This is a genomic window from Devosia sp. ZW T5_3 (genome assembly GCF_044987315.1).
Taxonomy (GTDB): Bacteria; Pseudomonadota; Alphaproteobacteria; order Rhizobiales; family Devosiaceae; genus Devosia.
This window is the reverse complement of the sequence record NZ_JBJDRE010000007.1, coordinates 209755-222122: the sequence shown is the minus strand read 5'-3', so window position 1 is coordinate 222122 and position 12368 is coordinate 209755. Positions and strand designations below refer to the sequence as shown.

11 protein-coding genes are annotated in these 12368 nt (G+C 62.4%); 8 read left to right on the top strand and 3 right to left on the bottom strand.

What is annotated here, in order from left to right; all coding sequences use genetic code 11:
• The first annotated feature begins 134 nt into the window (after positions 1 to 134).
• Genes cpaB through ACI3KW_RS11190 form a run of 6 tightly spaced genes read left to right on the top strand, consistent with a single transcriptional unit; the run spans position 135 to position 7303 of the window.
• On the top strand, positions 135 to 1055 hold the full coding sequence (cpaB, locus tag ACI3KW_RS11215; protein WP_404848136.1) for a Flp pilus assembly protein CpaB: 921 nt from the start codon (positions 135 to 137) through the stop codon (positions 1053 to 1055).
• A 14-nt stretch (positions 1056 to 1069) separates the two neighbouring features.
• Positions 1070 to 2485, top strand: coding sequence for a type II and III secretion system protein family protein (locus ACI3KW_RS11210; protein WP_262169973.1), 1416 nt, complete (start codon positions 1070 to 1072; stop codon positions 2483 to 2485).
• Positions 2486 to 2509: 24 nt separating this feature from the next.
• Positions 2510 to 3781, top strand: coding sequence for a CpaE family protein (locus tag ACI3KW_RS11205; protein ID WP_404848135.1), 1272 nt, complete (start codon positions 2510 to 2512; stop codon positions 3779 to 3781).
• A gap of 30 nt (positions 3782 to 3811) precedes the next feature.
• Complete coding sequence (locus ACI3KW_RS11200; RefSeq protein WP_262169970.1) at positions 3812 to 5299, top strand: CpaF family protein; 1488 nt, start codon at positions 3812 to 3814, stop codon at positions 5297 to 5299.
• The gene (locus ACI3KW_RS11195; RefSeq protein ID WP_113122646.1) at positions 5296 to 6270 is read left to right on the top strand and encodes a type II secretion system F family protein; all 975 of its coding nucleotides are present in this window, start codon (positions 5296 to 5298) and stop codon (positions 6268 to 6270) included. Before ACI3KW_RS11200 ends, ACI3KW_RS11195 begins: the two co-directional genes overlap by 4 nt.
• 16 nt (positions 6271 to 6286) lie before the next feature.
• Complete coding sequence (locus ACI3KW_RS11190) at positions 6287 to 7303, top strand: type II secretion system F family protein (protein ID WP_113122647.1); 1017 nt, start codon at positions 6287 to 6289, stop codon at positions 7301 to 7303.
• A gap of 77 nt (positions 7304 to 7380) precedes the next feature.
• Here the strand turns inward: ACI3KW_RS11190 and ACI3KW_RS11185 are convergent, their stop codons facing one another.
• Positions 7381 to 8145 carry a tetratricopeptide repeat protein gene (locus tag ACI3KW_RS11185; RefSeq protein ID WP_404848134.1) on the bottom strand — a complete coding sequence of 255 codons (765 nt, stop codon included), beginning with the start codon at positions 8143 to 8145 and terminating at the stop codon, positions 7381 to 7383.
• Positions 8146 to 8287: 142 nt separating this feature from the next.
• On the opposite strand from ACI3KW_RS11185, the gene ACI3KW_RS11180 reads away from it, so the two are divergent.
• The gene (locus ACI3KW_RS11180; RefSeq protein ID WP_404848133.1) at positions 8288 to 9640 is read left to right on the top strand and encodes a leucyl aminopeptidase family protein; all 1353 of its coding nucleotides are present in this window, start codon (positions 8288 to 8290) and stop codon (positions 9638 to 9640) included.
• Between the two features lie 55 nt (positions 9641 to 9695).
• A complete protein-coding gene (locus ACI3KW_RS11175; RefSeq protein WP_404848132.1) occupies positions 9696 to 10637 on the top strand; it encodes a GNAT family N-acetyltransferase in 942 nt (313 codons plus the stop codon).
• Between the two features lie 6 nt (positions 10638 to 10643).
• On the opposite strand, the gene ACI3KW_RS11170 is transcribed toward ACI3KW_RS11175, so the two are convergent.
• Entirely contained in the window at positions 10644 to 11327 is a 684-nt protein-coding gene (locus ACI3KW_RS11170) for a YqaA family protein (RefSeq protein ID WP_404848131.1), read from the bottom strand.
• Positions 11328 to 11424: 97 nt separating this feature from the next.
• A complete protein-coding gene (locus ACI3KW_RS11165) occupies positions 11425 to 12363 on the bottom strand; it encodes a 2-hydroxyacid dehydrogenase (protein ID WP_404848130.1) in 939 nt (312 codons plus the stop codon).
• Positions 12364 to 12368: the final 5 nt, after the last annotated feature.

Genomic DNA, 12368 nt, shown 5'->3' with positions numbered 1-12368 from the left:
ACTAAATTCGCTAAAATTTACATCCCGTTAACTGAATTCGCAAACGCCCGGTTAACCAAACTTTGACCCTTTGGGTTCACACTCACAATTGTGGAATTGGGCCAGAACGGCTCCATCCCTAAGCGGAGTGTGGCATGAAGCCGGCGCGTCTCATCTTGATCCTAGTGGCAGTGGTCGCCGCCGGGCTGGCCGCATTTCTGGTGACCCGTGGTGGCCCAGCGCCCGAACAGGTCGTGAGCGAAGTGGTGCGGCAGGAGGCCAAGGCCCAGGTCCTAGTCGCCCGCAGCGCCGTTGGCATTGGCGAGCGCCTCACTGCAGAAAATCTAGAATGGCAGGATTGGCCCGAGGGCGCCGTACGCCCCGAATACGTCACCTCCACCGCCATGCCCGATGCTCCCGCTCAATTGACGGGTGCCGTGGTGCGGTTCGAATTCTTTCCCGGCGAGCCGATCCGCGAGGCCAAGCTGGTCCGCGCCGACCAGGGCTATCTCTCGGCCGTTCTCGGCCAGGGTATGCGCGGCGTTTCGGTCGGCGTCACGGCGGTCTCCAGCGCTGGTGGCTTCGTCGTCCCCAATGATCATGTCGATGTGGTGCTGACCACCGCCACCGAAATGGGCCAACAATCCCAAGTCATCCTCTCCAATGTGCGGGTACTCGCCATCGGCAAACGCTTGGGCGAGATGGGCGTCACCGGCACCGAAGTCGGACAGACACCAACAGGTTCGCCCACGCCCGTTGTGTTCGACAACGCCACCATTGCCACGCTCGAATTGCTGCCGCCCCAGGCTGAGGTGCTGATCAATGCCGCCACCCGTGGCGAACTCAGCCTGACCCTGCGTTCGATGATTGATTTCAAGGACAATAGCGTGGCCGATGCCGGCGGCAGCCAGTCGATCCGACTGATCCGCTTCGGCCGGGAACAAAGCGTGCGCTCGACCAACGGCGGCCAGGCCTTCAATCCGCCGGCCGTCACAGGTTTCCCCGTCGATAGTGTCTACACTCCTCCCCTCAATGTGCCGGCCAGCGTCACCGCGCCGCAAGTGTTGCCCCAGTAGGGCGAGAGGCAACCATGCTCACATCCATTTCCGTTTTGCCCCGCAAGTTCCTGGCTTCGGCCGTCATGGCGCTGTTGGCCGGCGCCACTCTGCTTCAGCCGGCGGCTGCTCAGGAGGCGCAGATAACCATCTCGTCCGCCGCCTACGGCGGCACGCGGCAAATGGAACTCGACCTCAACAAATCCATCATCGTCGATCTGCCCGCGGGTGTGGCCGAAGTGGTGGTGTCCCAGCCCACTGTGGCTGCCGCCATCATGCGCACCCGCACCCGGGCGATCGTGCAGGGCATTTCGGGTGGCGATACCAATATCTTCTTCCTTGACGATCAGGGCCGCACGATTTCCGTGCTCGATATCCGCGTCATCAAGGAGCCATCCCAGGTCGGCAATGCCCTCCAGGAGGCATTGGCCCGCGTCATTCCCGGCTCCAATATCCGCGTTGAATCTGTAACGCTGGGTGATGAGACCAACCGCGTTGTGCTCACTGGCACGGTTCTGTCGACCGACGACAAGCAGCGTGCCGAACAGGTGGCCATCCAGTTTGCGGGCGATCCGCTGAACGTGGCCAATATTCTCGACATTTCCGGTTCCCAGCAGGTCATGCTGCAGGTCACCGTAGCTGAAGTGTCACGCGATACCGTCAAGCAGCTTGGCATCAATCTCTCTGGCAGTCTCTCCATCGGCAATTTCAACGCCGGCATTAACAGCACGCAGTCCACCCTACCCAATGGCGTTACGGGTGGCTTTTCGGCCGGCAATGTCTCGCTCACGGCCGAGCTGCGGGCGCTCGAACAGCGCGGCGCGCTCCGCACCCTGGCCGAACCAGTTCTCACCGCCATTTCCGGTGAACCCGCCGAATTTCTCGCGGGCGGGCAGATTCCTATTCTCTCGGCCATCGATCCGGCCACCAATAACCGCACCTATACGCTCAAGGATTTCGGGGTGAAGCTCAAATTCACGCCCACTATCAAGTCCAACGGCGTGGTGGGGCTCGAGGTCGAAACCGAGGTTTCCGAAATCGCCGAGACCGGTTTCAATATCGGTGGTGAAACCGTCCCCGGCTTCAACAATCGCAGCGCCAAGACCTCCATCGAGCTGCGCCCGGGCCAGACCATCGCCATTGCCGGCATGATCCAGGACAAATTGCGCCAGCAGATTTCAGGCCTGCCGGGCCTGGGTGATATCCCTATCCTGGGCACCCTGTTCCGCTCGCGCAATTTCCAGCGCAGCCAGACCGAGCTGGTCATCATCGTCACGCCGTATCTCGCCGCGCCGATGACCCAGCAGCCCATTCTGCCCACCGACAAGTTCGAAGCAGCCAGTGATGCCGAAGCCATTTTCCTCGGCCGCATGGAGCGAAATTATGGCGTCGGTGGCGATATCGAAATGCGCGGCGGTTTCAACGGATCTGTCGGCTTCGTGCTCGATTGAGCACGGCCCCAGGAGTTTAGTACGATGAGTTTTCTCTCTCCCGAAAAAACCAAGAGCGAAGAAGCCGCGGCCGAAATTTCGGCCGGCGCCCGCCTCATTCCGCGCATCACCATCCAGGCCTTTTGCGAGCATTCTCAAACCGCCCAATTGGTGGAAAGCGCCATTCATGACCGGCGCATGTCTAAGGTGGCGCTGACCACGCACAATGGGGGTATCGAAGGCGCCGTCGAAACCTACAAATCCAACCCCACGCCCAATCTGATCATCGTGGAAACCGCGCTCTCGCCGTCCGAGATTCCGCTGGCGCTGGAGCGGCTGGCCGAAGTCTGCGATGCCTCCACGCGCCTGATCGTGCTCGGCCATGTCAATGACGTGCCGCTCTATCGCGAACTGATCCGCTCGGGCGTTTCCGAATATGTGGTGCTGCCCGCCACCTCGGCGCAGATCGTCTCGGCCATCACCGACCTGTTCGCGGCCGAAGGGGGCGCTCCCATCGGCCGCACTATCGGCTTTGTCTCGGCCAAGGGCGGGGCAGGGGGTTCCACCGTGGCACATAATGTCGCCTGGGCCGTCGCGACCGCCCTGCGTCAGGATAGCCTCATCCTCGACATGGACCTGGCCTTCGGCACGGCAGGGCTCAATTTCAATCAGGACCCACCCCATGGCCTGGCCGATGCGGTGCTCGCCAACCAGAAGGTCGACCAGACCATGCTGGATCGGCTGATGAGCAAGGCGGCCAACCACATCAACCTGCTGACCGCTCCCGTCACGCTCGACCGTACCTTCGATTTCGAGGAGCGGGAATTCGAGCAGATCATCGAGATGAGCCAGAACACCATGCCCGTCGTGGTGCTCGACATTCCCCATGCCTGGAATGCCTGGATCCGCCATACCCTGGCGACAGTGGACGAAGTGGTCATCGTGGCCGAGCCGGACCTGGCCAATCTGCGCAATGCCAAGAATCTGGCCGACACCATCAAGGCCCTGCGCCCGACGGAAGCCATGCCCAATCTGGTGCTCAACAAGGTGGGCATGCCCCGCCGCCCCGAGATCAGCTCCGCCGAATTCGCCGCTTCGGTCGAATGCCAGCTGCTGGGTGCCATTCCGTTCGATGCGGCCCTGTTCGGCACTGCCGCCAATAATGGGCAGATGATCGCCGAGGTCGCCGCCAACAACAAGATCAACGACATCTACCGCGCCATCGGCATGCAGGTGACGGGCCGGCAGGTGTCGCACGCCGGAGGCAAGTCATCGAGCCTGATGAAGCTGCCTTCGTTTCTCAAGAAGCGGGCTTGATCGGGTTCCGATCAGCCGGATAGGACGAACATGTTTGGCAAGCGCACGACATTTGGTGGCAATACGCCGGGCCTGGCCGAAACGCGTCCGGCGCCCGCCATGCCGCTTCGCGCGGAAACCCCGGCCCCGCGCCGCGGCGTTGATAGCGACGCCATGTCGGCTCGCATGCGCACAAGCGAGGAAGTGGTCGACGTCCGCACCCCGATCGATACGCAGCGCGACAAGGATTATTTCCAGACCAAGTCGGCCATTTTCAGCGCCCTGATTGATTCCATCGATCTGAGCCAGCTCGCCACCATGGATCAGGATGCCGCGCGCGAGGAAATTCGCGACATCGTCGCCGAGATCATCGCGCTCAAATCCATCATCATGTCGATTGCCGAGCAGGAAGATCTGCTCGAGGACATCTGCAATGACGTTCTGGGCTATGGTCCACTCGAGCCCTTGCTGGCGCGCGACGACATTGCCGATATCATGGTCAATGGTTCCCAGCGTTGCTACATCGAAGTGGGCGGCCGGGTGAAGCTCACCAATGTGCGCTTCCGCGACGACGCCCACCTGATGAATGTGTGCCAGCGCATCGTGTCCCAGGTGGGTCGCCGCGTCGATGAAAGCTCTCCGATTTGCGACGCCCGCCTCCCCGATGGCTCGCGCGTCAACGTCATCGCCCCGCCGCTGGCCATCGATGGCGCGGCTCTTACCATTCGTAAGTTCAAAAAGGACAAGCTGACCCTGCCACAACTGGTCAAATATGGCTCTATCTCCCCCGAAGGCGCTGAAGTGCTGCGCATTCTGGGCCGGGTTCGGGCCAATGTGCTGATCTCGGGCGGTACCGGCTCGGGCAAGACGACACTGCTCAATTGTCTCACCGCCTTTATTGAAAAGGACGAGCGGGTCATCACCTGCGAAGATTCCGCCGAACTCCAGCTTCAACAGCCCCATGTGGTGCGGCTGGAAACCCGCCCGCCCAATCTTGAGGGCGAAGGCGAGATCACCATGCGCGATCTCATCAAGAATTGCCTGCGTATGCGGCCCGAACGCATCATCGTCGGCGAAGTCCGCGGCCCCGAAAGCTTCGATCTGCTGCAGGCCATGAATACGGGCCATGACGGCTCCATGGGCACGCTGCACGCCAACAGCCCACGCGAGGCCCTGTCGCGTCTTGAATCCATGATCACCATGGGCGGCTATTCCCTGCCCAGCCGCACCATCCGCGAAATGATCACCTCGTCCATCGATGTCGTGGTGCAGGCCGCCCGCCTGCGCGATGGCTCGCGCCGCATCACCCACATCACCGAAGTGCTGGGCATGGAAGGCGATGTCATCGTCACCCAGGATATCTTCCTCTACGACATCATGGGCGAAGACCAGTCTGGCATGCTGATGGGCCGCCATCGCTCGACCGGCATCACCAAGCCGCAATTTGCCGAACGCGCCCGCTATTTCAACGAGGAAGCCAATCTCGTCGAAGCGCTCGAGCGCTCCAATATCGAACAGCGTGAGCTGCTGGATTCATGACCACGCTCCTGCTCATCATCCTGGCCATGGTTGCCGTCGGCGCCGCCGGCTTTGCCCTTGTCCCTTCGGCGCTGGGCGACAGCACTGCGGACAAGCGGCGCAAGGCCTTCCAGGGCGACCTGCGGGTCAATCGCCTGGAGGTGGACGCGGCGCGCAGCCGCGATCAGCGCCGCAAGAGTGTGCAGCAAGCGCTCAAGACCCAGACTGACGCGCTCAACGCCAAGAAGCGTCTCACGCTGCCTCAATTGCTGTTTCAGGCCGGCATGACCATCAAACCTGCCGCATTCATCCGCAACAGCATTATCCTTGGTGTGGTGCTGTTCGTTCTTTTGGTGCTGGTGCAGGTGCCGTTCTATTTCGCCGCCATTTTCGCGCTTGCCGCCGCCTATCTGCTGCCGCGCTTCTATGTCGGCCGCAAGCGCCGCAAATATCAGGACCAGTTTCTTGACGAATTGCCCAATGCCGTTGAAGCCATCGTGCGCGGCGTCAAGACTGGCTTGCCGCTCAACGATTCCATCCGCGTCGTTGCCAAGGATGCCAAGGACCCGGTGAAATCCGAATTCGCCCGGGTGCTCGATCAGCAGGCCTTCGGCATGTCCATGACCGAAGCAGTCCAGGTGTTGCTCGACCGGGTGCCACTGCCCGAGGTCAATTTCTTCGTCGTCGTCATCACCGTGCAGCAGCAGGCTGGCGGCAATCTCAGCGAAGCCCTGGGCAATCTGGCGCGCGTGCTGCGCAACCGCAAGAAGATGAAACAGAAGGTCAAGGCCATGTCGTCCGAGGCCAAGGCCTCCGCCGGCATTATCGGCTCGCTGCCTTTCGTGGTGGGCATTCTCGTCAGCGTGGTGTCGCCCCGCTATCTCGAGCCGCTGGTCACCACCTCGCTGGGCCATATCTGGCTTGGCATCGGCGCGATCATGCTCTCCGCGGGCATTTTCGTCATGAAACGCATGGTCAAATTCGACTTCTAGGCGCGGGGAGCATGTCATGAACATCGTCGAAATGCTGACCCAGCGGGAATCGCTCATCGCCATTCTGGCGGCCATTTCCGCCGCTGCCATCGTCTATACCTTCGGCTCGTCCTTCATCGTCAGATCGGAAATGAAGACGCGCATTCGTCGGGTGGCGCTGGAGCGCGACAAGATGCGGGCAGAGGAAATGGCGCGCCTGCGGGGCCTCGCCTCCAATGGCGGGGAAGGGCGCGGCTCCATCAGGCGGGCCGGCGAAACCAAGTCCTACATGAAAAAGGTGGTCGAGCGGTTCGACCTCAAAAAGGCATTTCAGGACGATGCCACCGTCGACAAGCTCGCCATGGCCGGCTTCCGCGGACAAGGGCATTTGACCACGTTCCTGTTCATGCGCCTTGCCACTCCGCTCGGCATCTTCCTGTTCGCCGCGCTCTATCTGATGGTGCTCGCACCCGGCGGCCGCCCGCTTTATCTCAACCTGGTCTATTCGATCGGGGCCGGCATTGTCGGCTCCTATCTGCCCATTCTTTTGCTCAAGAACACGACGAGCAAACGCCAATTCTCCATCCGCCGCGCCTGGCCCGATTGCCTCGATCTGCTGTTGCTTTGCGTTGAAGCCGGCATGTCGATGGAACACGCCTTCAAGCGCGTCGCGCGGGAGATCGGCCAGCAAAGCGCCGAACTGGCTGAAGAGCTGACCTTGACCACGGCCGAGCTGTCCTTCCTCGAAGACCGCACGCGCGCCTATGACAATCTAGGCCGCCGCATCGGGCTCGATAATGTGCGCTCGGTGATGACTGCCCTGATCCAGGCCGACCGCTACGGCACCTCCGTCGGCCAGGCATTGCGCGTCATGGCCGAGGAAGGCCGCGAAGCGCGCATGATGGAAGCCGAGAAGAAAGCCGCCTCCCTGCCGCCCAAACTGACCGTGCCGTTGATCCTGTTCTTCCTGCCGGTGCTGTTCATCGTCATCCTGGCCCCGGCCGCGATCAAGATCTTCGGGCCCGGCGGCGCAGCAAGCGGCGGCATGGGTTAGCCGACTGAAAAGGTCGGGCTCATCTTGCCCGCTCATTGAATGGGTGAAGGAGCGGCAGGTCTGGTCACGTGCTAGGCCTAACCCTTCGCAACCGCGTCCCACCGGTTCTGCTGGGTCAGCATCGAGCGCACATAGGCCATGTTGCTCTCGACCTGATCGGGCGGCAACTCAGCCGCATAGAGTTTGCGCGCCTCATCGAACCGGCCCTGCAGGCCGACGATCAGTGCCAGATTCTGCCGTATCTTGCTGGTCGCGCCCGGCATCTGGGCGGCCCGGCGCAAATGCTGTTCGGCAGCGCCGAGTTCATTGGTCATGGCATAGGAGAGGCCAAGATTGGCCTCGATCGAGGCTTCGCCCGGCGCCATGACCAGGGCTTGGCCATAAACCTGCCGCGCCTCGGCATTGCGCCCCAATTGGTCGAGCGCCGCCCCCTTGACCAGGAGCGCATTCCAGTCCGGCGCATCCGGCCGGATGACGCGATCGAGTACGCCCAGCGATTGCTCGAACCGCCCGTCCGCCGTCAGTGCCTTGGCATAGGCCACGGCGATGTCGGGGTCGTTGGGATAAATCCCGACGCCCTGTTCGAGCACCGCCACGGCCTGTCCGCTCTGCCCCGCAGCGCGCAAGGCGGCGGAGTAGGTGATGATCGTGCCCTTGTCCTTGGGATTGGCGCGGTAACGCGTCGTCAGTTCGGCAATGCCCACCTGTGGTTGCCCCGCTGCGTAGCCCAGCGCCGACGCGGGAGCCCTCGTAGCGGCGCAGGCCGAAATTGACACCATGGCCGAACCAGCCAGCAACACGATGCGCAGGGGCTTGAACAATGGGGACAACAACGACAGCACGCTAGGCACTCCTCGGGCAGCCTCGCCCGCTTCCAGCAATAAATCATTAACCCTAACAGCCCGTTAAAACGGCGTTTGAGCAATTGTGAGCGCCGCGCCCGCCCGCTACAAATGCACCGGAAAATCCCTGCCGGAGCCCGCCATGTTGCACGCCCAATCCCTGCCCATCATCGTCATTGAAGAGGGGCAGCTCGCTGCGGCCGGCCTCACGCCGGCACGGACTGCCTGGGCAATGGCCAACGGCTTTTCCGGCCAGCGCGGGCGCCTGCTGGCGCTGCCAGGCGACGATGGCGCGGTGACTGGCTATCTGTTCGGCATTGGCGAGCCCGCCAACCGCTCTGCGCTGGTCATGGGCCTGGCCGGCGCAACGCTGCCGGCCGGCGACTATCACCTCGAAGGCGCCTTTGGTGACCCCGTCCTGGCCGTAGTCGGTTTTCGTCTCGGCGCCTATCGCTTCGCCCGGTACCGTAAAGCCGAACCCGCCCCAAATCTCACCCCGCCTGATGGCGCCGACACGGCTGAGATCGACCGTCTCGTCGAGGCCGCCACGCTCGCCCGCGATCTGGTCAATACGCCCACCAACGATCTTGGTCCCGAGGCTTTCGAAGCCGCCATCCGCGACTTCGCCATCACCCGCGGCATGAGCGTTTCGTCCATTGTCGGCGATGACCTGCTCGCCGCCAATTTCCCGATGATCCACGCCGTGGGTCGCGCCGCGCCCCAGGCACCCCGCCTGCTCGATCTGAGTTGGGGCCGCGACACCGATCCCAAGGTAACCCTGGTAGGCAAGGGCGTCACCTTCGATACCGGCGGGCTCGATATCAAATCGGCCACCGGCATGCTGCTGATGAAAAAGGACATGGGCGGCGCCGCCAATGTGCTGGGCCTGGCTCACGCCATCGTCTCGGCCGGCCTTGCAGTGCGCCTGCGCGTGCTCATTCCCATCGTTGAGAATGCCATTGCCGGCAATGCTTTCCGCCCGGGTGATGTGCTCACCTCCCGCAAGGGTCTCACCGTCGAAATCGGCAATACCGATGCCGAAGGCCGGCTGATCCTGGCCGATGCACTGGCCCTGGCCGACGAGGAAAGCCCCGAGCTGATCGTGGACATGGCCACCCTGACCGGCGCTGCCCGCGTCGCGCTCGGCCCTGATCTGCCGGCACTCTATTCCACCGATGACGCCCTGGCGCGAGACTTGATGGCGGCGGGCCTGCTCGCCGACGATCCGCTCTGGCAGATGCCGCTCTGGTCCCCCTATGACGGCATGATGTCGTCCAAGATCGCCGATGTGAACAATGCCGGCAGCGGCGGCTTTGCCGGCTCGATCACCGCCGCCCTGTTCATGCGGCGTTTCGTCAGCAAGGCCAAGGCGTGGGTGCATCTCGATATCATGGCCTGGGCCCCCGAGGCCCGTCCTGGCCGCCCACAGGGCGGCACCGACCATGGCATCCGCGCCGTCTATGGCGTGCTCAAGCAGCGCTATCCTGCAAACTAGTTGACTTTGACAACAAACTATTTGACTATGTCATTCATCGACATGGAGCAAATCTATGGCTGAGCAGCCGGACCAAAGCCAACAGATCGCGACCATCCGGGCGTTCAATCGGTTCTATACGGGCGTTATCGGCCTGCTGAATGAGGGCATGCACAAGAGCCCTCATCCCTTGGCCGAGGCCAGGTTGATTCATGAAATCGGCAAGCGGGTGTCGACCACCTCCGCTGGCCTTGCCGCCGATCTGGGCATGGATCGCGGGCAGATGAGCCGGCTGGTCTGGCGGCTGATCGATCAGGGCCTGCTCGCCATGGTGCCGCATAGCGATGACCGTCGATCCAGTACGCTGGCACTGACAGCCGATGGTGATCGCATCTATCGTCAGCTCAACGAATGGAGTGATGGCGCCGCTGCCGAACTGCTCGCTCCGCTGGACAATTTTCTCCGCCGCGACTTGGTGGATTCAATGCGGCGCATCCACACCATCCTGGCTGAGCCCGACCCTGCCGAGACGCTCATCCTGCGTCCCCACCGGGTGGGGGAACTGGGCTGGCTGATCCACCGCCAGGGCCTGCTCTATCATCTCGAGCAAGGCTGGAATGGCGAGTTCGAGGCCCTGATCGCCCGCATCTATGCCGAGTACGAAGCCGCACCCGCCACGCCATCTAAATCGCTCTGGGTCGCTGAAATGGCGGGGCAGGTGGCCGGCTCGCTTTTCATCGTGCCCTCAGCCGCCGATCCGGCCACGGCCCAATTGCGCATGCTCTATGTCGAACCCGCCTTCCGCGGCCATGGCATAGGCAAGCGCCTCGTCGAGGAAGCCATCCGCTTCTCCCGCGCCTCGGGCTATTCCAGCATCCTGCTCTGGACCCAGGACTGCCTCACCGCCGCCCGCAAGATCTACCAGGCGGCCGGCTTCCTTCTCGAACGCGAAGAGCCTCATCATTCCTTTGGCGCCGACCTGAACGGCCAATATTGGCGCCTGCAGCTCAAGCGATAGGATTCGCTAGCCCTCCGGGGTCAGATCCCCCAACGTATGATCGATCGCCTCCACCACGCTTTCCACCTCGGCCACGCCAGATTTGGGAAACAGCAGCGGGGCCGCGGCAAAGCCGATAATGGTCAGCGCCACCAGGGACCAGCCGGCAATCGCCTTGTGCTTTTCGATGAAATGGTTGGCGGCTGGCCCAAAGAAATAGAACAGCCCGCAGGGCCCGAAATAGCGCGTGGCGCGTCCGACCAGCCCGTAGAAAATGAAAGTCCACAGATCCAGCCCCGCCACCCCGCTGGTGATGGTCACCACCTTGTAGGGAATGGGCGAGATCGCGCCGATCAGGATCATCAGCGGGCCATTGTCGTTGAAGCTCTGCATCAGCGAGGCAAAGCCGTCTCCGGCGCCATAAAAGGCGATAATGGCGCGCCCCACCGTATCGAACAGGAAATAGCCTACCGCATAGCCGACCAACCCGCCCAGCACCGAGGTCACCGTACAGATCGTCGCCAGCCGCCACGCCCGCTTGCGGTCCGCGATAATCATCGGGGCCAGCATGATTTCGGGAAAGATCGGCAAGATACTGGCTTCGAGAAAGCACAGCAGTCCCAGTATCGGCTCGGCTAGCCGGTGCTTGGTCGCCAGTTTCAGGCGGTCATAGAACTTGATCTTCTGCGGCTGCGGCGTGGCGTCGCTCATCCGGCCCCCTGGCTGTGTGCGATGTCGGAACGGCAACAGACCGTGTTGCGCTTAACAAATCCACCCGCCGCGGGCCATCCAGTGGATAACAATCGCGTCAGTAGCCGCGCGTCCGATCCACTACATTGATCAATGGCTTGCCTGCTTCATGCGCGGCAATGATGCCGGCATAATAGGCCACCCCGGCCGTTTCGCTGGAAATCGCCGCAATGTGAGGGGTGATGTAGCAATTCTCGATTGCCCAGAGCGGGCTTTCCTGCGGCAGCGGCTCCGTCTCGAACACATCAAGACTGGCCGCGCCCAAAGTGCCATCGCCCAGCGCCCGCACGATATCGGCCTCGCGCTGATGCCCGCCTCGCGCCGCGTTAATGATCACCGGCCCCCCATGGAGTCCGCCGCGCCGCAGCTTGGCAAAGGTCTGGTAATTGAGAATGCCCGTGGTTTCGGGCGTCAGCGGCAGCAGATTGACCAGGATGTCGGTGCCCGCCAGGAACGCATCGAACTGCTCGGTCCCGGCAAAACCCTCCACACCTTCGATGGCCTTGGGCGTGCGGCTCCAGCTGCGCAGTGCAAAGCCCTGCGGCTTGAGCCTTGCGACGGCATCCTGCCCCAATACGCCCATGCCCATTATGCCCACGCTCGTTTGCGAGGCAGCTGGCGGATAAAGCTGGTCCCAACGCCGCGCCAGCTGCGCCGCGCGAAAACGGCTATAGAGTCGCTGATGCATGGTGACATGGGCCACCACATAATCGCTCATGCGCTGGCTCAGGTCCTCATCGACAAACCGCACCACCGGCACATCTGGCAGTCTGGGATGCTTGAGCAGCGCGTCCACGCCGGCGCCCAGCGACAAAATGGCCTTGAGATTGGTCAGCCCATCAAAAGCCCCCGGCTTGGGCTTCCACACAAAGATATAGCGGATGTCCTTGGGGTCGAAGGCATCGCCCTGCCGCACCACGGGATAGGGCGCCAGTGCCGCGCGCAGCTTTTCCGCCCAGCTCGCCTCGTCGACATCGGAAAGGTGCAATAGCAGCATTTTGG

Coding starts and splice junctions, on each gene's coding strand:
- ACI3KW_RS11180 (WP_404848133.1), top strand. CDS start 8,288: ATGTTGCACGCCCAATCCCTGCCCATCATCGTCATTGAAGAGGGGCAG.
- ACI3KW_RS11195 (WP_113122646.1), top strand. CDS start 5,296: ATGACCACGCTCCTGCTCATCATCCTGGCCATGGTTGCCGTCGGCGCC.
- ACI3KW_RS11190 (WP_113122647.1), top strand. CDS start 6,287: ATGAACATCGTCGAAATGCTGACCCAGCGGGAATCGCTCATCGCCATT.
- ACI3KW_RS11205 (WP_404848135.1), top strand. CDS start 2,510: ATGAGTTTTCTCTCTCCCGAAAAAACCAAGAGCGAAGAAGCCGCGGCC.
- ACI3KW_RS11165 (WP_404848130.1), bottom strand. CDS start 12,363: ATGCTGCTATTGCACCTTTCCGATGTCGACGAGGCGAGCTGGGCGGAA.
- ACI3KW_RS11200 (WP_262169970.1), top strand. CDS start 3,812: ATGTTTGGCAAGCGCACGACATTTGGTGGCAATACGCCGGGCCTGGCC.
- cpaB (WP_404848136.1), top strand. CDS start 135: ATGAAGCCGGCGCGTCTCATCTTGATCCTAGTGGCAGTGGTCGCCGCC.
- ACI3KW_RS11170 (WP_404848131.1), bottom strand. CDS start 11,327: ATGAGCGACGCCACGCCGCAGCCGCAGAAGATCAAGTTCTATGACCGC.
- ACI3KW_RS11210 (WP_262169973.1), top strand. CDS start 1,070: ATGCTCACATCCATTTCCGTTTTGCCCCGCAAGTTCCTGGCTTCGGCC.
- ACI3KW_RS11175 (WP_404848132.1), top strand. CDS start 9,696: ATGGCTGAGCAGCCGGACCAAAGCCAACAGATCGCGACCATCCGGGCG.